We start from the raw sequence: 23,368 nt of genomic DNA, 5'->3' as shown, positions 1-23,368 counted from the left end.
CACCACCACACCACCCCCACCTCACAAGGAGGCCCTCCCATGGAGGTCAAGATCGGCGTGCAGCACGCCTCGCGCGAGCTCACCATCGACACCACCCTGGACGCCGACGGCGTCGAGAAGGCCGTCTCCGCCGCGCTCGAGGAGGGCGGGGTCCTCTCCCTGGTCGACAGCAAGGGCCGCCGCCTGGTCGTCCCCGGCGAGAAGCTGGCCTACATCGAGATCACGACCAGCACGACCGGCACCGTCGGCTTCCGCTCCTAGCCGCACCCGCACCACGAGCAGCAGCGAGGCCCCCGCCGTCCGGCGGGGGCCTCGCTGCGTCCGGGGCCCGAGGAGGGGGCTCGAGCGGGACGGGTCAGACCAGCACGTCCTCGCGCAGGTCCTCTTCCACGTCCTCGGCGTCCGGCTCACCGCGGTGCCGCGGGACGTAGGACGGCGAGGCAGCCACGGTCGCGGCCGGCTCGGCGGTCCGGGCCCGGTCCGCCTGACCGGCCTCCCCGGTCGCCCCGTCCTCCTGCGGCTCCTCGACCTTGCGGACCGTGGTGCGCAGCTCGGTGACCGGCATCAGGGCGACGGCGACCAGGGTGAGCAGCGCGACGATCCCGGCGATCAGGAAGACGTGCGCGGTCGCGTCGGCGTACGCCGCCCGGATCGTGGTGACCACCGAGGCGGGCAACCCCGAGAGGTCCATGGTCCCGCCGGAGCCGGAGGCCTGGGCGGACGAGCCGAGCGCGGAGGCCAGCTTGTCGCGGACCCCGCCGGCCAGCACGGCACCGAGCGCCGCGACGCCGATCGTGCCGCCGAGCGAGCGGAAGAAGGTCACCACGCCGGAGGCCGCGCCGACGTCGGTGACGTCGACGGTGTTCTGCACGACCAGGACGAGGTTCTGCATCAGGGCGCCGGTGCCCAGGCCCATCACGACCATGAAGGCCGAGAGGTGCCACAGGGGGCTGGTGTGGTTGACGGTGCCCATCAGCATCAGACCGGCCGGGAGCAGCACGCCACCGAGGAGCATGACGCCCTTCCAGCGACCGGTGCGGGTGATGTACTGCCCCGCCCCGGTGGCGCCGAACAGGTTGCCCACGATCAGCGGCAGCATCAGCAGGCCGGCCTCGGTCGGGGTGTGCCCCCGGGCGACCTGGAAGTACTGGCTGAGGAAGACCGAGGCGCCGAACTGCGCCACGCCCACCGCGAGGCTGCCCAGGATTGCCAGCATCGTCATCTTGTCGGCGATGATGCGCGGCGGCACGAGCGGGTCGGAGTGACGGCGCTCGACCACGACGACCACGGCGAGGGCCAGGAGCGTGCCCACCCAGAAGTACGCCGTGGGGGCCGACCACCAGGCGAAGCTGGTGCCGGCGAAGGAGACCCACACCAGGGGCAGCGCGGCCGCGGTCGCGATCGAGATGGCGCCGAGGACGTCGATGCGCACCTCACGACGGACGGTCTCGACGTGCAGGAACTTCTGCAGCATCCCCAGGCCGAGCACCGCGAACGGCACGGCCACCCAGAAGCACCAGCGCCAGCCGAGGCTGTCCACGATCAGGCCGCCGAGCAGGGGGCCCGAGACGGTGGCGACCGCCATCACGCCGGCCATGTAGCCGCTGTAGCGACCCCGCTGACGCGGCGGGATCAGCGCCGCGATGATCGACTGGGTCAGGGCGATCAGGCCGCCCATGCCGAGGCCCTGCACCGCACGCGCGGCCAGGAGCTCGGGCACGTTCTGCACCGTGCCGGCCGCGAGGGAGCCGAGCACGAAGACGCCGATGGCGACCTGCACGAGCAGCTTCTTGTTGAACAGGTCGGAGAGCTTGGCCCAGATCGGGCTGGTCACGGTCATCGCGAGCAGCGAGGCGGTGACGACCCAGGTGTACTGCGTCTGGGTGCCCTTGAGGTCGGCGATGATCGTCGGCAGGGCGGTCGAGACGATCGTCGTGCTCACGATGGCCACGAACAGGGCCGAGAGCAGCCCGATCAGGACCTCGACGATCTCCTTGTGGGTCGGCTCGTGCGGGGCCGACCCGGTGGTGCTGGACGTCGGGCTGGTCGTCGGGCTGGGCGGGGTCGTGGGGGCGACCGACGGGCGGGTCGCGGTGTCAGACATGGGTCTCCTCGGAGGACGGGTGGGACGGAGCGGGGTTCAGGAGCGGTTGGTGGAGCCGGTGGCCGAGGTCGTCGACCATCGCGGCGGCGTCGAGGACGGCGGCGACGTCCCAGTGGTCGAGGCGTTCGGCGAGGGCGCCGCACATCACCTCGCGGGCGTGGGCCAGGCGCTCGTGGCCGGCCGGGCTCAGGCTGATCAGCTCGGCCCTGCGGTCGGCGGGGTCGGGGCCGCGGTCGACCAGGCCGTTGCGGTGCAGGCCGGCGAGCTGGCGGCTCACGACCGAGGCGTCGACGGAGAGCTTGGTGGCGATGTGGCCGGGCCGCAGGGGGCCGTGGGCCGCCACGACGCCCAGGAGGACGACGTCCCCGCGTGACAGCTCGGGGTCCAGGGTGGCCCAGTCGCCACCGCGCGCCTTGAGCGAGCGGCTGAAGCCGATCAGGGCGTCGAACAACCGCGAGACGGCCTCGGCCCGGTCCGTGCGTCCGGACCCGGCCTCCGCTGCGGCACGGGAAGTGGTTGACATAGGTCAACCATACGTCCGTTGGTTGTCGCAAGCAACCTTATTGGGTGTGAGCGCCCTCACCCGGTGGACCGGGCGGGGTCACCTAGGAGGCGAGCCCCAGCTCGGCCATGCGACGGGCGTGGTTCTCGGTCAGCCGGCTGAACATCCGGGTCAGCGCGGCCAGGTCCATCCCGGGACGGTCCACGCCCCCGGCGAGCAGCGCGGCCAGGGAGTCGCGCTCGGCGGCCACCCGCTGGGCCTGTGAGAGGGCCTCCCCCATAATCCGGCGGCCCCACAGCGCCAGGCGGCCCCCGACCCGGTGGTCCTCCTCGATGGCGCGGCGGATCCGGCCCACCACGAAGTCGGCCTGCCCCATGTCGGCGAGGGAGTCGACGACCAGGTGGCGGGTGCCGGCGTCGAGGAACTGCGCGATCTCGACGTAGAAGTCGGCCGAGAGCCCGTCGCCGACGTACGCCTTGACCAGGCCCTCGAGCCAGTCGCTGGGGGTGGTGCTGGCGTGGAAGACGTCGAAGGCCGTCCGGAACGGCGCCATCGCCTCCACCGGGTCGGCGCCCAGGGAGGAGATCCGCGCGGTGAGGGGCTCGATGTGGCCGAACTGCACCGTCGCCATCCGGCCCAGCGCCAGCTTGTCGGGCAGCTCGACGGCCAGCTTGGCGTCCTCGGCGAGCCGCTCGAAGGCGCTGATCTCGCCGTAGGTGATCACGCCGAGCAGGTCGACGACGGCGGCGCGGTAGGCCGGGTCCTCGAAGGCGACCGAGTCCGCGTCCGGGCCCTGCGGCGCCTCGATCGGGGAGGGGGCCACGGGCGAGGGTTCGGTCATGCGGGCAGCCTACCGATACAGTGATGTGGTACCGCGGGCTTGATGCTCCCCTGGGTCCCCACTGCGGAGGGCCCGGAGTCCCACCACGGGCGGCTCGCCGGCGGCGTACGACGACAGACGCGATCACTCGATCCGACACATGAAGACGCAGGGACACGCTCCGGCTGCGTCCACACAGAACAGGCGAGAACCTGACCACCTTCCGAGAGCTCGGGGTGCTTCCCGAGATTTGCGACGCCCTCGAGCGCGCCGGCATCACGTCCCCCTTCCCGATCCAGGAGATGACCCTCTCGGTCGCCCTGATGGGCACCGACCTGATCGGCCAGGCCCGCACGGGCACGGGCAAGACCCTCGCGTTCGGCATCCCGGTGCTGCAGCGGGCCGTCGCTCCGCACGACCCCGACTTCGACGACCTCGCCGCCCCCGGCAAGCCGCAGTCGCTGATCGTGGCCCCGACCCGCGAGCTGGCCCTCCAGGTCAGCAAGGACCTCGCCATGGCCGGCAAGGACCGCGGCCTGCGCGTCCTGACCGTGTACGGCGGCGTGCCCTACGAGGGTCAGCTCGACGCGCTCGCCGACGGCGTCGAGGTCGTGGTGGGCACCCCCGGGCGCCTGATCGACCTGATGAACCGCCGTGCCCTCGACATCTCCCACGTGAAGTCGCTGGTCCTCGACGAGGCCGACGAGATGCTGGACCTCGGGTTCCTGCCCGACGTCGAGCGCCTGCTCAAGCAGACCCCCGAGACCCGGCAGACGATGCTGTTCTCCGCGACCATGCCGGCCGCGATCGTGGCGCTGGCGCGCACCCACATGCGCCACCCGATGAACATCCGCGCCGAGTCCGGCGAGGACAACCAGATGGTGCCGGCCACGGCGCAGTTCATCTACCAGGCCCACGACCTCGACAAGCCCGAGATGCTCGGTCGCCTGCTCCAGGCCGAGGGCGCCGACCTGATGATCGTCTTCACCCGCACCAAGCGTCAGGCCCAGCGGGTCTCCGACGACCTCACCGAGCGCGGCTTCGTCTCCGCGCCGCTCCACGGCGACATGGCGCAGGTCGCCCGCGAGAAGGCGATGACCAAGTTCCGCGAGGGCAAGCTCCAGGTGCTCGTCGCCACCGACGTCGCCGCCCGCGGCATCGACGTGACCGGCGTGACCCACGTCGTGAACTACACCTGCCCCGAGGACGAGAAGACCTACGTCCACCGGATCGGCCGCACCGGCCGCGCGGGTGCCACCGGCATCGCGATCACCTTCGTGGACTGGGCCGACCAGCACCGCTGGAAGATGATCAACAAGGCGCTCGACCTGCCCTTCGACGAGCCGCTGGAGACCTACTCCTCCTCCGAGCACTTCCTGCACGACCAGGGGATCCCCCAGGGCATCAAGGGGCGCGTCATCCCCGAGGGCCAGGTCGTCATCGAGCGCAAGCCCCGCACCGACGGCCGCGGCGGGTCCGGCTCCCGCTCGGGCGGTCGCGACGGCGGGTCCCGCTCCGGCGGGCGTGACGGTGGACGCGAGGGCGGCGGCTCGCGCGAGCGCAACCGCAGCGGCCGGTCCTCCGACAAGCCGGCCGGCGACGCCGAGGCCACCTCGGCCCCCGCAGCGTCCGGCTCCTCCGAGGGCGGCGACCGCCCCGCGCGCAGCCGGAACCGCAACCGTCGCCGCACCCGCGGCGGCAGCACGGCCCCCACGGAGGGCTGAGCACCCCAGCACCGAGGAGGGCCCGGACGTCGACGACGTCCGGGCCCTTCGGCGTACGGGGTGGAGCGGGTGAGGCACCGCGTGTCGCTCGGGACCGGAGCCGCGGGCCGGCGGGCTGCGGGGGCCGGCGGGCGGCAGGGGCCGGGGGCCGGGGGTGCCCTGCAAATGTCGCGCGAGGGACGGACGGGGCGCACCCGACGGCACCCGAGCCACATCGGCACGGGGAGAGGATGCCAATGTGGTCGGCTCGGGGCCTGGGCCGCACGCGCCCGACCCCAGGAGCCACATTCGCAGCGTGGTCCCGTGCCGATGTGGCGCTAGGCAACACCGATCAGGCTCCTGAGTCCCACGAGCCACATTCGCAGCGGCCCCGCGTGGCCCGGCACACGAGCAGCGCGCTCGTGGACCGCGGACCGGGCCCGACGGCGTACGCCGCAGCTCGTCCGGGTCAGGCCCGGGCGGCCCGGGTCACCAGGTTCTTGGCGACCTCGCGGTAGGCCTGCGCGCCCTTGCCGGTGCGCGACGTGGCCAGGATGGAGCGGCCGGCGGCGGGGGCCTCGGCGAAGCGGATCGACTTGGGGATCGGCGGCTCGAAGACCTCGAGGTCGTAGGTGTCCGAGATCGTCTCCAGGACCGTGCGCGCGTGGTTGGTCCGACCGTCGTACAGCGTCGGGAGCACGCCCCACACCTCGAGGTCGCGGTTGGTGAACCGCTTGACGTCGTGCACGGTGTCGAGCAGCTGGCCGACGCCGCGGTGGGACAGGGTCTCGCACTGCAGCGGGACCAGCACGCCGGTGGCGGCGGTGAGCGCGGCGACGGTGAGGACGCCGAGGGACGGCGGGCAGTCCAGGAGGACCCAGTCGTAGCCCTCGGTGTCCTCGATGGCGCTGCGGATGACGTACTCCCGGCCCGTGCGGGTCAGCAGGTCGGCCTCGGCGCGCGCGAGCTCGATGGTGGCCGGCAGGAGGTCGACGCCGTCGTCGGTCGTGACGATCACCTCGGCCGGGTCGATCCCCTTGGTCAGCACGTGGTGGACCGAGATCTCCACGTCCTCGGGGTCGATGCCCAGGCTGAAGGTCAGGCAGGCCTGGGGGTCGAGGTCGACCAGCAGGACCTTGTGGCCGAGCTCGGCGAGGGCGGACCCCAGCGAGGCGACGGTCGTGGTCTTGGCGACGCCGCCCTTCTGGTTGGCGACGGCGAGGACGTGTGTCGTGGACATCGCTGCCATTGTGCCCCAGGTGTCGGCGCAGGTCAGCCCGCGTTCACCGGCACACGCCGACGTCTCGCGGATCGGGCCTCACCAGCCGGGCCGCGGTCCCCCGAACGGCATCTCCAGGGCCTCGGGGCCGAAGCCGGTGACGTCGGCGAGCAGCCACTCGTCGTGCAGCAGCAGGGCCGCCGAGCCCGGGCGCACCACCAGCCAGAGCCAGCGCCCCTCGGCCTCGCCGACGAAGACGGCGCGGGCCAGCACCTCGTCGTCCGCGTGGCCCATGCCGGTCAGCGGCTGCTCGAGCAGGCTCTCGGTGACCAGCCACAGCGGCACGGAGTGGCCACCGGCGCGCACGTGCACCGAGGGAGGTCCGGCGCTGACCTCCGGCCCCGGGTCGTCGTACGCCGACCGCGCGCAGCGCGCCCCCAGGCCGGTGCCGGGGTCCTCGGAGACGACGGTGACCTCGACCTCGCCGTCGAGGTCGCTGGTCCCGACCACGGTGGTGACCGTCGCGCGGACCCGACCCGCGTCCCCCACCGACCCGAAGTCCGCGATCGTCCACCCCGGGCTCATCGGCCAGGGCAGGTAGGTGGGCAGGTCCCCGCTGCGCGAGACCATCTCGGCGAACGCCTCGTAGTCCGCGACGTCGGGCCGCCACAGCGGCGGGGTGGGTCCGTGGACCGTGCACGCGAAGTCGGCACCCTCCCCCTGCACGGGGGCGGTGCAGCGGGGGCAGGACGCTGCGAGCGGCACGGGGGTGAGCGTAGTGCTCAGGCGTTCCAGCGCGCCACGGCCGGCGACTCGCGCTCCCAGCCCAGCGTGGAGAGCGTCGCGGTGCCCAGCACGAAGTGCCGGCCGTCCTGCGGCTCGAGCCCCAGCCAGCGCGCCGCGAGCACCCGGGAGGCGTGGCCGTGGCTGAACACGATCGCCCGTCCGCCGGCCGAGCGCACCCGCCCCACGACCCGGTCCAGCCGCTGCGCCACGGCGTCGGCGGTCTCGCCGCCGGGGCAGGGGCGGGACCAGACGGTCCAGTCCGGCACCGACTCGCGGATCTCGGGCGTGGTGAGGCCCTCGTAGTCGCCGTAGTCCCACTCGGCGAGGTCCTCGGTGGTCTCCACCTCGGAGAAGCCGGCGAGCTCGGCGGTGCGCACCGCGCGCAGCCGCGGGCTGCTCAGCACCAGGTCGAAGTGCTCACCGGCCAACCGCTCGGCCAGGCCGCGGGCGACGTCGGCGCCCTCGGGGGTGAGGTCCAGGTCGGTGACCGAGGTGTGCCTGCCGTCGCGGCTCCACTCGGTCTCGCCGTGACGGACCACCCAGAGCTCGGAGTCCTGTGCGCCCATCCCCCTCAGCCCCCGGCCCTCAGCCCTGGGCCGCGGCGGGGCCGGGCCAGTTCTTGTCCGGCTGCGGCACCGGGCGCCCGGGCTGCTCGCCGCCCCGCGCCTCGAGGTAGGAGTCCTTGGGGACCATCACCTTGCGGCGGAACAGGCACACGACCTTGCCGTCCTGGTTGTAGCCGACCGTCTCGACGTGGACGACGCCCCGGTCGTCCTTGCTCTTGCTCTCCCACTTGTCGAGCACGGTGGTCTCGCCGTACAGGGTGTCGCCGTGGAAAGTCGGAGCGACGTGGCGCAGCGACTCGATCTCCAGGTTGGCGATCGCCTTGCCGGAGATGTCGGGGACGCTCATGCCGAGCAGGATCGAGTAGACGTAGTTGCCCACCACGACGTTCTTGCCGAACTGCGTGGTCTCCTCGGCGTAGTTGCTGTCGAGGTGCAGCGGGTGGTGGTTCATCGTCAGCAGGCAGAACATGTGGTCGTCGAACTCGGTGACCGTCTTGCCGGGCCAGTGCTTGTACGTCGCCCCGACCTCGAACTCCTCGTAGCTGCGACCGAACTGCATGCGGGATCTCCTCTTCACGGCGGGTGACGACCGGGCCATCCTGTCGGAGACGGCCCGGTCCCGGGAGGGTCCGTGGGATTCCTCACGGCCCGCCCGTCGGACGAGCGGGTCCCGCCGGTCGAGCCCGTCGAGACCCCCCGCCCTCAGCTCCCGCCGCCGCCGGCCTTGCGGCGGTGCATCGCCGGGGCGCCGGCCCCCTCGACCTCGGGTCCGCTGACCTTCTGCTTGGCGGGGCGGTCGCGCGGGACGCCGCGGTCGTTGGCCTGCTTGCGCTCCAGGGCCTCCCGCATCTTCGCCTTGATGTCGTCGTTGGCGTGCTGCTCGGCCATGGGTGCTCCTGCTGCTCGTGGGTGGCGTGGACGGGGACACGGTGGCCTCCGTTGCGGGTGCCGCCGGGTCCAGGGTCCACCGTCGCACCTGAGGAGGCCGCCCGGCCAGGGGTTTGCCCGCCCGGCCGGTCAGGTCCAGGTGGTCGGCAGGCCGTGCGCCGGCGCGCGACCGAGCCGGCGTACGCGCGCGGGACCCGGCCAGGTCCGCAGGGTGACGGCCAGCGCCGGGGAGCCGGAGGCGTCCGGCTCCAGGGCGAGGTGGGCCAGCGGGGCGGTGGCGGAGGCGGAGGCGCTGAGCTCCTCGAGCCGCGACCGGACGCGGGCGCGCTCCTCGGGATCGAGGTACTGGTCGACGACGCTGTGCCAGACCACGCTCACGCAGCCCTCGCGCAGCTCGAGTGCCTCCAGCAGGGTCGATGCGGGCACCGCCCGCACGTCGGGCCGGTGCTCGGCCGCGAGCGCCAGGGCCGCGCGGAGCCGCTCCCAGCGGGCGGGCTGGTCGGGCCAGACGTACGCCGAGAGCGCCAACCGCCCCTGCGCCGTGGTCGCGTCGACCGGGTGGAGGTCGCACCCGATCGGGTCGACGAACCGCAGCCCCGGCCAGGGACGCAGAGGACGTCCGGCCCACGCCCCCTCCAGCCGTACGCCGGAGGCCGGGTCGCCCTGGAGCACCCGCCCGGCGTCGTCGAGCAGCGCGAACCGGTCGGCGAGCAGGTTCAGGCCCGCCGAGGCGCCGAGCTCGACCAGCCGCACCGGCAGGCGCAGGTCGTCCTCGAGGTGCAGCAGCCCCCCGAGCAGCGCGGCGGCCCGCCCGACCTCGTTGGTCTGGGGCGGGCGGTCGAGCCAGGCCCGCACCTCCTCGGGCCGCTCGGCCAGCAGCCGCAGCACCGCCTCGCTCCCGGCGACCGGCTCCCAGGTGCCGCCGACGGTCGGCCAGCTCAGCGCGAGGGCCCCGGCCCGCCGCTCCAGCACCAGGGCGTGCACGCCACCCAGCAGGCGCAGCGCCAGCGCCGACCGGACGGGACCACCGGGGCCGCCGGGGCCGCCGGTCTCCCCGGGGCCGGTGAGCACGTCGGCCGTCGGCCCGCCCGCGGCGCAGTCGTCGGCGAGGAGGTCCAGCAGGCCGGCGTACATCGGGGAGCCGAGGGCCGCGCAGGCCCGTCCCTGCTCCCGCAGCGCCTCCACGGCCCGTGCCACGTCCACCTCGTGAGTCTCGCACCCGCCGCCCGACGTGCCAGGCCCCGCGGACCGGGACCGGTGAGGACTGCCCGAACGGCCCGAGGAGTCCTAGGCTCGGCCGATGGCGCACCGCTCGCACCGCTTGCACCACCGGCCCTCCCCGTCGGCGCGGACGGGCGCCTGCGCCGCCGCGCTGCTGGCGCTGACCGCCTGCGGTGCCTCGACGCCGGACGCGGCCGGCACCCCGAGCAGCGCCCCGACCCCGAGCGCGACCCCGAGCCCGAGCACTCCTCCCAGCGCCACGGCCTCCGCCAGCCCCACGCTCGCCGCCTCCGCGGCCCCCTCCTCGACCGACCCGGGCGACCCGGGCGCCCGGACCCTGGCCACCACGCCCGCACCCGCGGCCCGGGTGACCCGGACGCACCCCGGCTGGGCGTTGGACCGGATCGACCAGCGTCGACGGCCCCTCGACGGCGCCTTCACCACCCGCAGCCAGGGGCGCGGGGTGACGGTCTACGTCGTCGACGGCCTCTTCGACCCCACCCACGCCGAGCTCGGGGGCCGGGCCTCGGTCGGCCTGCGCAGCGGCCGCCACTGCGTGCTCGAGTCGGGCATCGACCACGGCCTGTTCGTGGCCGGCATCGTGGGCGGCCGGCGCACCGGCGTGGCGCCCCAGGCCCGGCTGGTCTCGGTCGGGGCCCTCGCCGGCTGCGAAGGCGGGTCGGTCGACAGCTCCGAGGCCCAGCGGGTCGCCCGGATCGTGCGGGCCCTGGACTGGGTGGCGACCCACGCGCGGCGCCCCGCGGTGGCCAACCTGTCGCTCAACGTGCCGGCGCCGGCCCCGACGGTGCGGGCCGCGGTCGCCCGGGTCGTCCGCGCCGGCGTCACCGTCGTCGCGGCGGCGGGCAACGCCGGCGAGGACGCGTGCCGGTTCCCCCCGGCCGGCCTGCCCTCGGTGGTCACGGTCGGCGGCTCGACCCGCACCGACCGCGACGCGGGGCTGAACCACGGCCGCTGCGTCGACCTCTACGCCCCGGCCGAGCAGGTGCGCTCGGTGATCAGCCCGGCGCTGGTCCCGGGCGGGGTGGTCACCGCGGACGAGACGGCCACGTCGTGGGCCGCGCCGTACGCCAGTGGGGTGGCCGCGCTGTTCCTCTCAACCCACCCGCACGCGGCCCCGGCCCGGGTGCGCCGCTGGCTGCTCGCGCACGCCACCACCGGGGCCCTGCGCGGCGACCGGCACGGGTCACCGGACCGGCTGCTGTTCACCGGCGGCCTGTGACCCCGGGGCGGGAGGCCACGACAGCTGGGGTCAGCTCTTGAGCTTGTAGTCCTTGAGCAGGCTGCGGCCGATGATCATCTTCTGGATGTCGGCGGTGCCCTCGCCGATCAGCATGAATGCCGCCTCACGGTAGAGGCGCTCGATCTCGTACTCCTTGGAGTAGCCGTAGCCGCCGTGGATGCGGAAGGAGGCCTCGACGACCTCGTTGCAGTACTCCGCCGCGAGGAACTTGGCCATGCCCGCCTCGACGTCGTTGCGCTCGCCCTTGTCCTTCAGGCGCGCGGCCCTGACCATCATCGCGTGGGCGGCCTCGACCTTGGTGGCCATCTCGGCCAGGCGGAACAGGATCGCCTGGTGCTGGGAGATCGGCTTGCCGAAGGTCTCGCGCTGCTGGGAGTAGGAGATGCCCAGCTCGAAGGCCCGGTTGGCGATGCCGCAGGCGCGCGCCGCGACGTTGACGCGGCCCACCTCGACGCCGTCCATCATCTGGTAGAAGCCCTTCCCGGCCTCGCCGCCCAGGATCTGGTCGGCCGAGATCTGGTGGCCCTCGAAGATCGCCTCGGTGGTGTCGACGCCCTTGTAGCCCATCTTGTCGATCTTCCCGGGGATGGTCAGGCCGGGGGCGGTCTCGCCGAAGCCCGCCTCCTTCTCCACCAGGAAGGTCGACATGTTCTTGTAGACGCTGTCGGCGCCCTCGTCGGTCTTGACCAGGACGGCGATCAGCGTGGAGGAGCCACCGTTGGTCAGCCACATCTTCTGGCCGTCGATGGTGTAGTCGCCGTCGGCGCCCTTGACGGCCTTGGTCTTGATCGCCGAGACGTCGGAGCCCAGGCCGGGCTCGGACATCGAGAACGAGCCGCGGACCTCGCCGGTGGCCATCCGCGGGAGGTACTTCTGCTTCTGCTCGTCGGTCCCGTGGTGCATCAGCATGTAGGCCACGATGAAGTGGGTGTTGATGACGCCGGAGACGCTCATCCAGCCGCGGGCGATCTCCTCCACGACCAGGGCGTAGGTCAGCAGCGACTCGCCGAGGCCGCCGTACTCCTCGGGGATCATCAGGCCGAAGATGCCGAGCTCCTTGAGGCCCTCGACGATCTCGGTGGGGTACTCGTCCTTGTGCTCGAGCTCGGTGGCGACCGGGATGATCTTGGCCTCGACGAACTGGCGGACGGCCTTGAGGATCTCCTCCTGGATGTCGGTCAGACCTTCGGTCAGGCACAGGCGAGCCATGGAGCGTTCCTTCCGGCGAGGGGCCACGACCGGTGGGTCGCGACGAGTCACCTGAATCTACCCACCAGTAGCCCCCACGACGAGGGGTCGGGGCATGACCCAGATCACTCCGAGGTCACTTCGGGGTCACTCCGGGGTCACTCGGGTCAGTCCCGGGTCACGACCGCCCCGGTCGCAGACCGTCCCGGACGCGTCGCGCGGCACGGCGCCACAGGGGCCGACGGGCGTAGAGGTCGTCGACCCGGGCGTGCGCCTGCGCCGCGTCGGCCTCGGCGAGCTCGGCCCGCTCCCGGGCGCTCGCGATCTCGCGGCGGGCCTGGCGCAGCTCGACGCGCTGGTCCCGGACGTCGGCCAGCACCACCGCCACCAGCTCGGTCGCGGTGGCGGCGACCTCGGCGTCGGTCACCGAGCCCGCCCAGCGGCGCTCGGGCAGCTCCTCGGGCACGAGCAGGTGGTCGGCGTCGCCGCGCACGTCGTACCCCCGGGCCACCACCAGGTCGCGCGCGGCCCGCCCGCGACGTCGGCACTCCTCGACCTGCGCGGGCGAGGGGGCGAACCGCTCGCCGCCGCGCGGCACCAGGCGCTCGTCGGCGAGGAAGGTGCGGATGAAGACGCCCCGGTCGAAGGAGGTGGTGAAGTCCTCGCGCTCCACGAGGTGCTCGTTGACCCGGCGCAGGGTCTCGGCCTCGACGACCCCCATGGACGCGTTGGGGAAGCTGGTGCCGAGGTCGTAGGCACCCCCGTCCAGCCCCAGCAGGTCCGCGAACCGGTGCCAGATCGCCTCGCGGGCGGCCCCGGGGTCCAGGGGCAGCACGTGCACCCGGTCGGCGGGCACGGTCGGGCCCCACCGCTCCAGCACCGCGCGCAGGTCCAGCGTGCGCCAGTTCCACACCACCGAGGGCCCGCCGGCCTCCTCGGGGGAGAACTCCGACATCGGCCAGGTCTCCCGGTTCTTCAGGCTCTCCTGCCAGCCCGCCGCGAACAGCCCGAGCGGCTCGCGCGCCGTCACGACGACGTGCACCCGCGCCGGCGCCAGCTGCTCCACCATCCGCGCCGCCTGCTCGGCCGTGGCCGCGGCGAAGAACTCGTGCGAGACCAGCGCCCGCCCGGGCCAGGCCTCGATCTCGGCGCGCAGCCGGTCCCACGAGGTGGTCGTGCGCTCGTGGAAGAACCCCTCCGCGATCGGCTCCTCGCGCACCACCCGGGTGGCCCACAGGTGGTCCCGGCGGTCCGCGCCCGGGAGCAGCAGCCCCTCGGCCCGGAGCTGGTCGCGCGCGCTCCACACGATGGTCTGCAGGTAGGTCGTCGCGGTCTTGGGCAGACCGATGTGGACGAAGACCTCCTCAGCCACGACGCCGCCTCACAGGCTGCGACGGAAGGCCGCGACGGCCTCCTCGATCCCGGCCTCGTCGCGCGCGGCGACCGGCACGAGCAGCTCCTGCACGAGGTCGATGACCTCGGCCAGGCGCATGCCGTGGCGGCGCAGCTCGATGTTCTCGGCCTCCAACCGCTCCACCCGCTCGGTCAGTCCACGCAGCGCGGCGTCGCGCTCACCGCCGGCGCGCACCCGACGGGCCACGCGCTCCTTCAGTCCTGCCACTGGGCCACCAACCGTCCGATCGTGCGACCGGGGTGACCGGTCGCGCCTGCACTGTCCCTGCTCTGGTCGCTGCTGCCGTCCCCGGCGCCGACCTCGGTGCGCTCCTCCACGTGCACGACCCGGGCCCCGCGGGCCTCGAGCTCGGCCACCAGGCGCTCGGTCGGCACCCGCCGTTGACCGATGAACTCCGGCTCGCCACCGTCGACCCAGTGCTCCACGTAGAGCCGACCGCCGCTGCCGCCGTCGTGGCCACGGGCGCGCAGCGCCATCCGGGCCAGGCGCCACAGCGACTCCCGGCCGAAGACGGTCGTGCAGTCGGCGACGTGGCGGGCGAGCACCGCGGTGGGCCCGGTCCGGCGGGCCTCGCGGGCGCCGGCCGACAGCGTCGAGCGCAGGTCCAGGAGGTTGACCGTCTCGACCTCGAGGTCGAGACCCTCCGCGGCGGCCCTCTCCTGCGCCGGCTCGGCCGCCGAGGGGAGGTAGTCGTAGGCCGTGACCGAGAGCCCCTGGCGGGCCAGCCACAGGCTGTCGGTGGCGCGCCCAGCGCCCAGGTCGAGCACGCGGGGCGGCACTCCCTCGTCCCGGGTCTCCTGCTCCAGCAGGTGGGCCGCCAGGGCGGAGGGTCCGACGTCGACGGGGTCGTGGCGGTGCGCGGCGTACCAGGCGCCGTACTCCTGCCGGTGGACCCGTACGCCGCGGAACCAGCCGTTGAGGGCACGCTGCACCTCGACCGGCGTGGTGAAGACGTACGCCGGGTCGGGGACGCGCCACGCGGGGCCGTACATCGCCTCGAGGAGGCGCTCGGGCTCGGCCGGCACGGGGAAGGACCGACCCTCCAGCGTCGCGCGACCCAGCGGCCGGACCCACTCCTCGCGGAACGGGTGGCCCACCTCCCCCATCAAGAAGAGCGTGCCCTCGTCGAGGAAGCCGCCGAAGAGGTCGAGCCCGCGGACCGACCCGTCGCCCTCGCGGACGTCGATGCGGAAGGCGGCGCCGCTGTAGCGGTGGATGGGGTAGCCCATGGCGGTCAGGCGTCGCTGGAGCTCGAAGGACTCCCGGGCGACGTCGACCGGGTGCCGGTGCCGGCTGACGTAGCCCAGGTCGGCGTCGCTGTCGTGCCCGATCAGGCGCCCCTCCCGGACCGCGCCGAGCAGCGATCCGTAGGCGAGGAACGCGTCGATCCCGGCCTCGTCCAGGGCGGCGAGGACCTGCTCGACGGCGTCCAGCAGCGGCCCGACGTGGGCGGCGCTGCGGGTGTCGAAGGTCTGGGCCATCCGGCCGGACTTGTCCATCGCCAGCGGGCGCCCGGCCCCGTCGACGACGGCGATCCGCTCGTCGGAGTCGCCGAAGCGCAGCTCGCCCTCGTGCAGCACGCGGGTGCTGACGTGCTCGAGCACGGTCACGTCGGTGGTGCCGTGGAGGAACCGCCGCAGGGCACGGGGCCACTCGACGACCAGCTCACCCGCCTCGGTGCGGGTGTCGCGGAGCACCCAGAAGGACCACACCCGGCGACCGTCGAGCAGCACGTCCAGGGCGAGGTCGGCCTCACCGGCGTCGTGCGTCAGCGCGAGACCCTCGTGGTCGATCCGTGCCAGGCGGACCTGCCCCAATGCCCCGACCGCCTTCGTCTCCTCGTCGTCGCGGACCCTCGACCGCGGTCGCTCAGGCTAGTTCAGGCACGCGGCAGCAGCAACGATCACGGGGCCGCTGGCGCGTTGCCGCACGAGCCTCAGCCGAGCGACCCGGTCCCGTCGTCGCTCCGGTCCTGGTGGTCCCGGACCTCGTCGAGCTCCATCCGCAGGATGGCCAGGTCCTCGGCCAGGGTGCGGGTCTTCTCCTCCAGGCGGCCCAGCTCGTAGCTGTGCTGGAGGGTCAGCATCATCAGCACCATGCTCGCGCCGAAGAAGAGCAGGTTGGCCGGCACCTGCACCCCGAGCAGGTTCGCGGCCCCGAACAGGATCCGCGGGACGATCGCGATGGCCAGGCAGACGACGGCGATCAGGAACCACAGGACGGCGTACTTCTCGCGGAGGGTCTGGCGGCGCAGCATCTCGAACAGCACGACGATGATGACCGCGCTGCCGATCAGGCCGAGCAGGACGGTGGAGCTCATCGGTGGGCCTCCGGGGTCGGGTCGGGCCAGCGGCGCACGAGCGCCAGGACGAGGGCCACGCACGCCCGGGCCAGGTAGATCGCGGCCTTCACCGGCGACTGGCTGGCGACGCCCGCCTGCCGCTCGCGCATCTGGACCGGCTCCTGGCGCACCACCAGTCCGCCCCGCACGGCGATGACCAGGGACTCCACGGTGTCGCCGAGGTACTCGGCCGGGTAGTGCTGGGCGAAGAGCACCAGCGCGCGCCGGTTGGCCAACCGGAAGCCGCTGGTGACGTCGGTCAGGTGGGTGTGCGCCAGCCGGGACAGCACCCAGGCCAGCAGCCGCATCGCCATCCGGCGCAGCCCACCGGCCTGGTAGGTGTCCTCGGCGGTGGCGAAGCGCGCCCCGATCACCACGTCGGCGGGGTCGGAGCCGTCGGGCCCGCCCTCCAGCCGCTCGAGCAGCGCGGGCAGATAGCGCGAGTCGTGCTGGCCGTCGGCGTCGATCTGGACGGCCACGTCGTAGTCGTGGCGCGCGGCGTACCGGTAGCCCGCCCGCATCGCCCCGCCGACCCCCAGGTTGAAGGGCAGCGAGCAGACCGAGGCACCCGCCTCCCGGGCGCGGGCCGCGGTGCGGTCGGTGGACCCGTCGTCCACGACCACCACGTCGACCTCGGGGTTGGTGGCCCGGACCTCGGCGACGGTCTCGGCGACCGAGCCCTCCTCGTTCCAGGCCGGGATGATCACGAGCACGCGACGGGGCGGGTGGGGGTCGCGTGGCATGGGCGTCATCCTAGGAGACGTCCTGCTCGGGTCCGGGCCGCGCCGCCACCCGCAGGCGCGTCGTACCGCGCGGACGCCTTGGTACGACGACGGCCCCCTCGCCGGAGCGAGGGGGCCGAGGTCGTGGTCCGTCAGAGGTGGGGCGGGATCAGTAGTCCTGCTCCATCTTGCTCCAGGGGGAGCTGACGCGGTTGGCGGCGTTCTGCGGCGGTGCCGCCACCATCCGGCTGCCCATGGGGGTGTGGGCGTACCAGTAGTTGACGAAGTTGTTGTAGTAGTTCACGACGCCGGCCCGGTAGATGGTCCCGACGAGCTCGTCGCTGCCCAGGGTCGAGGCCGTCCAGTTGGCGGTGCCGTTGAAGGCGACCTTGGTGTTGGGCTTGCCCGCGTAGTTGCCACTGATCGCCATCACCTTGGTGTGGGTGTAGTACTCGAAGACGGTCGTGCGGCGCTGGAGCCGGCCCAGCTGGCGGGTCGGCACCCCGGCGGCCCGCAGCCGCTTGATGGTGCGACCGTTCACGGCCGTCAGCAGGACCCGCAGGTTGCAGCCGGACCGCTTGAGCTGGATCAGCTTCGTGGTGAGGTTCTGCGCCCGCTGGTCGAACAGCGCCGCCACCGCGATCCGGATCGCCGTGCGACCACCGATGCCGGCGCTGCCGGCGTTGGTGCAGCGCACCTTGTTCAGCGTGGTCAGCACCGGGTCCGCGCCGCTGGTGCGGCCCGCGCCGCGGTAGGCGTAGATGTCCATGTTCATCCCCGAGAACGAGCCCCGGCGGTAGGGGTTGGACGAGCGCTGCTGGTTCCAGGCCTGGTCGTAGATGCCGTTCATGAACGTGTAGTAGCTCGGCTGGACCACCGTGTAGAGGTCGTTCCACTGGTAGTAGACGGCCGCGTCGGTGAGGTTGTGCGACCCGTAGTAGACGACGCCCTTGGTGTCACCCACCTGGGAGAACACGTAGAGCTTGTAGTGCGCGGCCCCGGAGAAGTAGCGGCACGAGTGGCCGCACGTGCGGGCCTCGTTGTAGCGCTTCTGGGCCACCAGGATCGGGTTGAGCTTCTTGTTGGCCGCGGCCATGGCCGCCTTCAGGTTCACGAAGTCGGGGTTGTACTTCGAGGTGCCCTTGGCGCCGTTGTTGCTCGCGGCCATGATCAGCTGCACCTGGACCCCGCGGTCCATGGCGGCCTTGAGCTCGTTGACCATGTCGGTGCTGCGCATGTTCCAGGAGTAGAGCTTGATCGACCCGCAGGTCGGGGTGCTGCGGACCGACCGCTTGAGGATGTTGTAGTTGGCCAAGCGGTACTTGTCCTGGGTGCCCTTGACGATCTTGAGCGGGTCGTTGATCGACACGTTGCCGTCGACCGGCGTGTAGTTGTCCGGCGTGGTGGGGGGCCCGGGGTCGGTCGGGGTCGGCACCGGCGGCGTCGTCGTGGGCACCGGGGTCGAGGGACTCGTCGGGTCCGACGGCGTCGGCGTCGCGGTGGACGTCGGCGTCGGCGTGGGGGTGGGGGTCGGCGTCGGGGTCGGCGTCGTGATCGGCCGGCAGTCGGCGACCGTGGCGGCGGCCGGACGGACCGGTGCCGCGCCCGCGGAGGTGATCGCCTGGGTGGCCACCAGTCCGGAGACCATGACGGCGGCGAGGAGGCCGGCCGTGGAACGCAGAGGCTTCTTCACGGGCCCCGCCTTTCGAGTGGTGATGGAGCCCGCGGACCGGAGTGCGGCTGTGCGTGCTGCGGTGTAGTGGAAGGTCCGTGGACTCGTCCCCCGATGAACTGGGCGAGCGTAACCGAACGGGACCCACTCGAGGTGCGCGTGAGACAGATGGGACTAGCCCAGGCGGCATCCCGCCACCGTCCGTGAGACGCCGACCGTCCACCCCTCGGGCTCCGGGCCCCGCGGCATGTCCCGTCCGGCTCGTGTCAGGACCGTGGGTGAGAATGCGCCGGTGACCCTGCAGCCACGTCCCGAGCGCCCCGTCTGGGGCGACCACCTGATCGAGGTCGCCACCTGGTCGATCGCCTGGTGGTCGGTCCTCTACTGGGCCGGCTGGTCCCTCGGGCTCTCCCTGTGGCCGCTCGGCTGGGTCTGGGCCGCGACCTCGCTCGCCGGCGCGCTCCTGGTCCTGGTCCGCGGAATGCGGTCCTCGGAGCTGCGGGGCGCCCAGGACGGGGCTCGGGCGGTCGAGCCCCGCGTGACCGGTGGGACCGGGGTCGCCGGGGTGACGGGGGGTCCTGCGGAGCCCGATGGGACCGACGCGTGGCTCGCGGAGCGGCCGCACTGGCTGGCGGTGGCGCCCGGCGCGGCCGGACTCGTGTGCGCCGCGCTGGTCCTCGCGGCGGTGCACCCGTGGCCCCGGTCGGGCTTCGCCCCCCTCTGGCTGCTGCCGGTGGTGGCCCTCGCCGTGGGGCTGGCGGCGCTGTTCCGGGGGCCGGTCGCGCCCGACCAGCCCGTCGGCGTACGGCGTCGGGAGCACCTGGCGGCGGCCGGCCTGGCCGTGGCGGTCGGCGTGCTGAGCCTGTTCATCCACCTGCCGGACCACGACGACCCCTACTACGTGAACCGGTCGGTGTGGATCGCCGAGCACGGCACCGCGCTGGTGCGCGACACCATCTTCGGGCCGGGCACCTACGTCACGCCGTACAACGGCGGCATCCCGGTGGCCTCGATCGAGGCCCTGGTCGGGGTGCTGAGCCACATGTCCGGCGTCAGCGTCGGCACGCTCACCTGGCTGGTGAGCACCTTCGTCGGGGCCGTCGGCACGGTCTGGGCCTTCTGGGCCCTGTCCCGCCGCTGGGCGCCGCGCCTGCCGCTGGTGGTGGTCGTCGTCGCGGTGTCGTTCATGCTGCTCAGCGGGGAGTCCCGGCTGGGCAACTTCTGGATCGCCCGGATGTGGCAGGGCAAGGTGCTGGCGCTGGTCGTCCTGCTGCCCATGATCTGGGTGTGGGCCGACGACCTCGTCCGGCGCGACGACCGCCGCCGGCTGGTCACGCTGGCCGTGGCCGGTGTCGCCTTCGTCGGGCTGACCTCGACCGCGGTGATCCTGGTGCCCTTCGTCACCGGCGGCATCCTGGTGGCCGGCCTCGCCCTGCGCCACCGTCGCCTCCTGGTGGGCGGGGTGCTGCTGATCGCCGGCCCCCTGGTCAGCGGCGTGGTGGTGCTGCTGCTCTCCACCGATGTCGGCGCGAACGGCGCGCTGCAGACGGGCGCCGGCACCTTCCGCCGGGTGCTGGGGCCCGGCCACTGGATGGTGGCCGTGGCGCTGGTCGCCCTGGCGCTGGCCCCGCTGCTGGTGCGCGGTCGCCACGTCGCCCTGATGGTGAGCTCGACCGTGCTGGCCACCCTCGTGGTCCTCTACGGTCCGCTGCTGCGCCTGGCCGCCGACCTCACCGGCGCGGGGCCGATCCTGTGGCGGGTCCTCTACTGCGTCCCGATCGCGGTGCTCGTCGGCCTGCTCGCGGTGGCCCGCCCGTCGTGGCCGTTCCCCGCCGCCGTGGCGGCGGACGAACCCTCCTCCGCCCGCGTGCGCGTCGGGACCGCCCTCGTCCTGCCCGTGCTCCTGATCGCCTCCTTCGTCTGGTTCGGCGCCCCGCTGTGGACCACCGTCGACCACAACGGGCCGGTGACCCTGACGTCGCGGCCCACCTGGAAGGTCGACCCGCTGGCCCAGCGGGAGGTGGCCGCGGTGATGGCCTCCGACCCGCACGGGGTGCTCCTGCTGCCTCCGAAGGCGATGGAGGTGATGCCGATGGTCACGACGCGCGCCTACGCGCTGGACCCCCGCGGCTGGTACACCCGCATCCTGCGCGAGCCCGCCCAGCAGCACCGCGACCGCCGCGCCCTCGCCCGCTTCGTGCGCAACGAGCCCACCCGGCTCCAGGGCCCGACGCTGCGCCGCGCCCTGCGCACCCTCGACGTCACCCTGGTCTGCGTCCGTGACTCCAAGGCGGGCCGGGTCCCCGCGGCCCTCGCCGCCGCCGGCTTCACCGACCGCACCCACCTCGTCGACATGACCTGCGTCCGCACAGGGAGCTAGCGGAGGAGCCGTTGGTCGAGCAGGGCCGCCAGGCCCCGCCAGGCCGGTCGTCGAAACCAAAGCCGCACGCCCACCGGAACCACTCGCCAGCCCCCGCCGGGCCGCGTCGCAGAAACTTCTTCAAGAAGTTTTCCCCGTGTCCGTTTCACCCCGCTTCCCGACAGCGTCTTGTCGGTGGTCGCTGGTTGAGTTTGGTCATGGCCACCTCCTCCCGCACCCGGCACCCGCGTCGCCCCGCGGCCGTGCCGGTGCGGGTCGAGGTGCCCGACCTCGACGAGCCGACCGACGTCCTCGCCTACGCACGCGACCGCCGCGACGCCCGCGACCACGCCGACGCCCAACTCTTCATGGCGGCCGCCATCTGGGGCGAGCAGCACCCGGCCGAGTCCATCCACGACGCCGCCTGGATGACCCCCACCTACCTGGAGCGCCCCCTGGCGATCGCCGGCGACGGGGCACCCCTGGTCGCGGAGTTCGCGATCCCCGAGCTCGCCGCCGCTCTTGGACTCTCCACCGACTCCGGCCGCAACCTCATCGGCAGGGCCCTCGAGGTCAAGCACCGCCTCCCCCGCCTGTGGGCACGCGTGGTCGCTGGCGAGGTGCCGGTGTGGCGGGCCAAGAACATCGCCGACCAGACCATCACCCTCACCCCCGAAGCAGCCGCCCACGTAGATGCCCAGGTCGCGGCGTACGCCCACAAGGTCGGCTACGCCGCCGTCGAACGGCTGGTCACCGAGGTGATCGCAAGGTTCATGCCCGACCGGGCCCGGGAGGACGCGGAGAAGGCCGCCGACGGCCGTCACGTCACCTTCCGCCACGACCGGCCCACCCCGGACTCCGCGATCGGCGGGATGACCTACCTGCACGCCCAGCTCGACACCGCCGACGCCCGCGACCTCGACCACGCCCTGGCCCACGAAGCCGCGGTGCTGAAGGCCGCCGGCTGCGACAAGTCCCTCGACGTCCGCCGTGCCATGGCCGCCGGCGAGCTCGGTCGGCAGCACACCCGCGACCAGCTCACCCTCGACCTCCTAGGAGAAGCCGCCGACGACGGCGTGTGCGACCCGGTTGTCACCCCGACCATCGAAAGCCGGCCCAAGGCACGGCAGGTGGTCCTGCACGTGCACCTGTCCCGCGCCGCCCTCACCCGCAGCGGCACCGACGCCGGTTGTCTCCACCTGGCTCGGGTCGAGGAGGGCCGGCGGATCGTGACCGCCGACCAGGTCCGCGGCTGGTGCGCCAACCCCGACACCCACGTGACGGTCCGACCCGTCGTCGACACCGAGGACCTGATCCACGTCGAGGCCTACGAGGTCCCCGACCGGTTGCAGCACCAGGCCCAGCTCCGCGACCACACCTGCGTCTTCCCCTGGTGCAGCGCCCCAGCGAGGAAGGCCGACTGCGACCACGTCATCGCCCACGCCGACGGCGGACCCACGTGCTCCTGCAACCTCGCGCCCCTGTGCCGGCGACACCACCGGCTCAAGACCCACGCACTGTGGACCTACACGACGGTCAGTCCCGGGACGTACCTGTGGTCCAGTCCCCACGGCTACCAGTTCCTGCGCGACCCCGGCGGAACCAGAGACGTCACCACCGACCGACCACGGGTCCCACCCGGGCCGATCCACCTGCCACGCCAGCGACCTGCACCCTCTTAGTCCCACCGCCCCGCGACCTGTCCAGACGGCACCACCTGGACAGGCCACCGGCGTTCCCGGGTCACCATCCCTCGACGACGCGCGCAGAGCGCCCTGCTCGACCAGCGGACCCAGCACCGGGCCTCAGCACTGCAGGCGGGTCGTGAGCCTGCTCCCGGCCGGTTGACCGTGCCCCGCCGGGCCGCGGCGTGGCGTCAGTCGCCGACGAAGGCGTTGGCGCGGGTGAGGTCCTCGTCGAAGTCGACCTCGACGATGTGGAACTGGGAGATGTCCAGGGCCTCGATCTTCAGGCCGTCCTGCTCGATGGCCATCTCCAGGCCCCGCTCGAAGTAGTCCTGGTCGCCGGCCTCGTCGAGACGCTTGATCAGGGTCTCCTTGTCGGCCGGGGAGATGAAGTTGATGCCCACGGCCTCGCCGAGACCACCCACGACCTGCTTGGAGAGCTCCTTGATGAAGCCGGCGTCGTCGAGGGTGTACTTCACCTCCTCCTCGGCCACGGAGTCGGTGTTGACGCACACGAAGCTGCGGCCCGACTCCATGTGGTCGCGCAGGATCGGCAGCACGCGCGGGTCGAAGACGACGTCGCCGTTGAGCCACAGCACCCCGCCCTCCTGGGACAGGCGCAGCGCCTTGAGCAGGCTCTTGGAGGTGTTGGTGGAGTCGTAGACCTCGTTGTAGACGAACGAGATGTCGGGCATGGCCTCGATCACCAGGTCCAGCTTGAAGCCGACCACGGCGGTGACGTGGACGTCGGGGAACGTCGCACGCAGGGCGTTGACGGCCCGGCGCATGATGCTCTCGCCCGAACGCAGCGGCGTCAGGGGCTTGGGGTGCGGCTTTCCCAACCGGGTGCCGAGACCTGCGGCCAGGATGACGACCTGCTTGGTCATGGACGGACTCCTCATCGCAACGACGGTGCG

The 23,368-nt window shown here is 73.1% G+C and carries 22 protein-coding genes; 5 read left to right on the top strand and 17 right to left on the bottom strand.

What is annotated here, in order from left to right; genetic code table 11:
* Window positions 1-39: 39 nt before the first annotated feature.
* On the top strand, window positions 40-261 hold the full coding sequence (locus tag ACYVDA_RS11965; protein WP_460818587.1) for a DUF3107 domain-containing protein: 222 nt from the start codon (window positions 40-42) through the stop codon (window positions 259-261).
* Window positions 262-355: 94 nt separating this feature from the next.
* On the opposite strand, the gene ACYVDA_RS11960 is transcribed toward ACYVDA_RS11965, so the two are convergent.
* The 3 genes from ACYVDA_RS11960 to ACYVDA_RS11950 all read right to left on the bottom strand — a co-directional run bounded on the left by ACYVDA_RS11960 (window position 356) and on the right by ACYVDA_RS11950 (window position 3,447).
* On the bottom strand, window positions 356-2,104 hold the full coding sequence (locus tag ACYVDA_RS11960) for an MDR family MFS transporter (protein ID WP_460818586.1): 1,749 nt from the start codon (window positions 2,102-2,104) through the stop codon (window positions 356-358).
* The gene (locus ACYVDA_RS11955) at window positions 2,097-2,627 is read right to left on the bottom strand and encodes a MarR family winged helix-turn-helix transcriptional regulator (protein WP_460818585.1); all 531 of its coding nucleotides are present in this window, start codon (window positions 2,625-2,627) and stop codon (window positions 2,097-2,099) included. Before ACYVDA_RS11955 ends, ACYVDA_RS11960 begins: the two co-directional genes overlap by 8 nt.
* Window positions 2,628-2,709: 82 nt before the next feature.
* A complete protein-coding gene (locus ACYVDA_RS11950; protein ID WP_460818584.1) occupies window positions 2,710-3,447 on the bottom strand; it encodes a ferritin-like fold-containing protein in 738 nt (245 codons plus the stop codon).
* A 215-nt stretch (window positions 3,448-3,662) separates the two neighbouring features.
* On the opposite strand from ACYVDA_RS11950, the gene ACYVDA_RS11945 reads away from it, so the two are divergent.
* Window positions 3,663-5,150: a DEAD/DEAH box helicase gene (locus ACYVDA_RS11945; protein WP_460818583.1), complete on the top strand. Its 1,488-nt coding sequence runs from the start codon at window positions 3,663-3,665 to the stop codon at window positions 5,148-5,150.
* Window positions 5,151-5,598: 448 nt separating this feature from the next.
* On the opposite strand, the gene ACYVDA_RS11940 is transcribed toward ACYVDA_RS11945, so the two are convergent.
* From ACYVDA_RS11940 to ACYVDA_RS11915, 6 genes are all read right to left on the bottom strand, one after another.
* A complete protein-coding gene (locus ACYVDA_RS11940; protein ID WP_460818582.1) occupies window positions 5,599-6,369 on the bottom strand; it encodes a ParA family protein in 771 nt (256 codons plus the stop codon).
* A 78-nt stretch (window positions 6,370-6,447) separates the two neighbouring features.
* On the bottom strand, window positions 6,448-7,113 hold the full coding sequence (locus tag ACYVDA_RS11935) for a DUF6758 family protein (protein ID WP_460818581.1): 666 nt from the start codon (window positions 7,111-7,113) through the stop codon (window positions 6,448-6,450).
* 17 nt (window positions 7,114-7,130) lie between these two features.
* Window positions 7,131-7,700: a histidine phosphatase family protein gene (locus ACYVDA_RS11930; protein WP_460818580.1), complete on the bottom strand. Its 570-nt coding sequence runs from the start codon at window positions 7,698-7,700 to the stop codon at window positions 7,131-7,133.
* A gap of 19 nt (window positions 7,701-7,719) precedes the next feature.
* Window positions 7,720-8,298: a MaoC family dehydratase gene (locus ACYVDA_RS11925; protein ID WP_460818579.1), complete on the bottom strand. Its 579-nt coding sequence runs from the start codon at window positions 8,296-8,298 to the stop codon at window positions 7,720-7,722.
* Between the two features lie 104 nt (window positions 8,299-8,402).
* Complete coding sequence (locus ACYVDA_RS11920; RefSeq protein ID WP_460818578.1) at window positions 8,403-8,588, bottom strand: DUF5302 domain-containing protein; 186 nt, start codon at window positions 8,586-8,588, stop codon at window positions 8,403-8,405.
* Between the two features lie 129 nt (window positions 8,589-8,717).
* Window positions 8,718-9,791, bottom strand: a complete 1,074-nt coding sequence (locus ACYVDA_RS11915) for a DUF2332 domain-containing protein (protein ID WP_460818577.1) — start codon at window positions 9,789-9,791, stop codon at window positions 8,718-8,720.
* A 97-nt stretch (window positions 9,792-9,888) separates the two neighbouring features.
* Between ACYVDA_RS11915 and ACYVDA_RS11910 the strand changes: the two genes are divergently transcribed.
* Window positions 9,889-11,049 carry a S8 family serine peptidase gene (locus tag ACYVDA_RS11910; protein WP_460818576.1) on the top strand — a complete coding sequence of 387 codons (1,161 nt, stop codon included), beginning with the start codon at window positions 9,889-9,891 and terminating at the stop codon, window positions 11,047-11,049.
* A gap of 30 nt (window positions 11,050-11,079) precedes the next feature.
* Here the strand turns inward: ACYVDA_RS11910 and ACYVDA_RS11905 are convergent, their stop codons facing one another.
* The 7 genes from ACYVDA_RS11905 to ACYVDA_RS11875 all read right to left on the bottom strand — a co-directional run bounded on the left by ACYVDA_RS11905 (window position 11,080) and on the right by ACYVDA_RS11875 (window position 18,428).
* On the bottom strand, window positions 11,080-12,279 hold the full coding sequence (locus tag ACYVDA_RS11905) for an acyl-CoA dehydrogenase family protein (protein WP_460818575.1): 1,200 nt from the start codon (window positions 12,277-12,279) through the stop codon (window positions 11,080-11,082).
* 157 nt (window positions 12,280-12,436) lie between these two features.
* On the bottom strand, window positions 12,437-13,630 hold the full coding sequence (locus ACYVDA_RS11900; protein ID WP_460818574.1) for a hypothetical protein: 1,194 nt from the start codon (window positions 13,628-13,630) through the stop codon (window positions 12,437-12,439).
* A gap of 9 nt (window positions 13,631-13,639) precedes the next feature.
* Window positions 13,640-13,879 (bottom strand): DUF6752 domain-containing protein, encoded by a 240-nt coding sequence (locus ACYVDA_RS11895; protein WP_460818573.1) that lies wholly within the window; start codon window positions 13,877-13,879, stop codon window positions 13,640-13,642.
* Complete coding sequence (locus tag ACYVDA_RS11890) at window positions 13,867-15,489, bottom strand: SAM-dependent methyltransferase (RefSeq protein WP_460818572.1); 1,623 nt, start codon at window positions 15,487-15,489, stop codon at window positions 13,867-13,869. Before ACYVDA_RS11890 ends, ACYVDA_RS11895 begins: the two co-directional genes overlap by 13 nt.
* Before the next feature lie 119 nt (window positions 15,490-15,608).
* Entirely contained in the window at window positions 15,609-15,992 is a 384-nt protein-coding gene (locus ACYVDA_RS11885; protein ID WP_460818571.1) for a DUF2304 domain-containing protein, read from the bottom strand.
* On the bottom strand, window positions 15,989-16,756 hold the full coding sequence (locus ACYVDA_RS11880; protein ID WP_460818570.1) for a glycosyltransferase family 2 protein: 768 nt from the start codon (window positions 16,754-16,756) through the stop codon (window positions 15,989-15,991). The genes ACYVDA_RS11885 and ACYVDA_RS11880 overlap by 4 nt, the downstream gene beginning before the upstream one ends.
* A gap of 148 nt (window positions 16,757-16,904) precedes the next feature.
* Complete coding sequence (locus ACYVDA_RS11875; protein ID WP_460818569.1) at window positions 16,905-18,428, bottom strand: phospholipase D-like domain-containing protein; 1,524 nt, start codon at window positions 18,426-18,428, stop codon at window positions 16,905-16,907.
* Between the two features lie 271 nt (window positions 18,429-18,699).
* Here ACYVDA_RS11875 and ACYVDA_RS11870 point away from each other — a divergent pair, with 271 nt between their 5' ends.
* Together ACYVDA_RS11870 and ACYVDA_RS11865 are read left to right on the top strand one after the other, a co-directional pair.
* Entirely contained in the window at window positions 18,700-20,787 is a 2,088-nt protein-coding gene (locus ACYVDA_RS11870) for a DUF6077 domain-containing protein (protein ID WP_460818568.1), read from the top strand.
* Window positions 20,788-20,984: 197 nt separating this feature from the next.
* The gene (locus tag ACYVDA_RS11865) at window positions 20,985-22,448 is read left to right on the top strand and encodes an HNH endonuclease signature motif containing protein (protein ID WP_460818567.1); all 1,464 of its coding nucleotides are present in this window, start codon (window positions 20,985-20,987) and stop codon (window positions 22,446-22,448) included.
* A gap of 194 nt (window positions 22,449-22,642) precedes the next feature.
* Here the strand turns inward: ACYVDA_RS11865 and ACYVDA_RS11860 are convergent, their stop codons facing one another.
* On the bottom strand, window positions 22,643-23,338 hold the full coding sequence (locus ACYVDA_RS11860; RefSeq protein WP_460818566.1) for a phosphocholine cytidylyltransferase family protein: 696 nt from the start codon (window positions 23,336-23,338) through the stop codon (window positions 22,643-22,645).
* Between the last annotated feature and the right edge of the window lie 30 nt (window positions 23,339-23,368).

It is taken from the genome of Nocardioides korecus (assembly GCF_054778395.1).
This window is presented reverse-complemented; position numbering and strand designations above follow the sequence as displayed.

What these genes read in the sequence shown, in the direction of transcription:
- ACYVDA_RS11960 (WP_460818586.1), bottom strand. Translation starts at nt 2,104, where the DNA reads ATGTCTGACACCGCGACCCGCCCGTCGGTCGCCCCCACGACCCCGCCC.
- ACYVDA_RS11965 (WP_460818587.1), top strand. Translation starts at nt 40, where the DNA reads ATGGAGGTCAAGATCGGCGTGCAGCACGCCTCGCGCGAGCTCACCATC.
- ACYVDA_RS11920 (WP_460818578.1), bottom strand. Translation starts at nt 8,588, where the DNA reads ATGGCCGAGCAGCACGCCAACGACGACATCAAGGCGAAGATGCGGGAG.
- ACYVDA_RS11865 (WP_460818567.1), top strand. Translation starts at nt 20,985, where the DNA reads ATGGCCACCTCCTCCCGCACCCGGCACCCGCGTCGCCCCGCGGCCGTG.
- ACYVDA_RS11905 (WP_460818575.1), bottom strand. Translation starts at nt 12,279, where the DNA reads ATGGCTCGCCTGTGCCTGACCGAAGGTCTGACCGACATCCAGGAGGAG.
- ACYVDA_RS11955 (WP_460818585.1), bottom strand. Translation starts at nt 2,627, where the DNA reads ATGTCAACCACTTCCCGTGCCGCAGCGGAGGCCGGGTCCGGACGCACG.
- ACYVDA_RS11860 (WP_460818566.1), bottom strand. Translation starts at nt 23,338, where the DNA reads ATGACCAAGCAGGTCGTCATCCTGGCCGCAGGTCTCGGCACCCGGTTG.
- ACYVDA_RS11930 (WP_460818580.1), bottom strand. Translation starts at nt 7,700, where the DNA reads ATGGGCGCACAGGACTCCGAGCTCTGGGTGGTCCGTCACGGCGAGACC.
- ACYVDA_RS11885 (WP_460818571.1), bottom strand. Translation starts at nt 15,992, where the DNA reads ATGAGCTCCACCGTCCTGCTCGGCCTGATCGGCAGCGCGGTCATCATC.
- ACYVDA_RS11910 (WP_460818576.1), top strand. Translation starts at nt 9,889, where the DNA reads ATGGCGCACCGCTCGCACCGCTTGCACCACCGGCCCTCCCCGTCGGCG.
- ACYVDA_RS11940 (WP_460818582.1), bottom strand. Translation starts at nt 6,369, where the DNA reads ATGTCCACGACACACGTCCTCGCCGTCGCCAACCAGAAGGGCGGCGTC.
- ACYVDA_RS11950 (WP_460818584.1), bottom strand. Translation starts at nt 3,447, where the DNA reads ATGACCGAACCCTCGCCCGTGGCCCCCTCCCCGATCGAGGCGCCGCAG.
- ACYVDA_RS11880 (WP_460818570.1), bottom strand. Translation starts at nt 16,756, where the DNA reads ATGCCACGCGACCCCCACCCGCCCCGTCGCGTGCTCGTGATCATCCCG.
- ACYVDA_RS11925 (WP_460818579.1), bottom strand. Translation starts at nt 8,298, where the DNA reads ATGGCCCGGTCGTCACCCGCCGTGAAGAGGAGATCCCGCATGCAGTTC.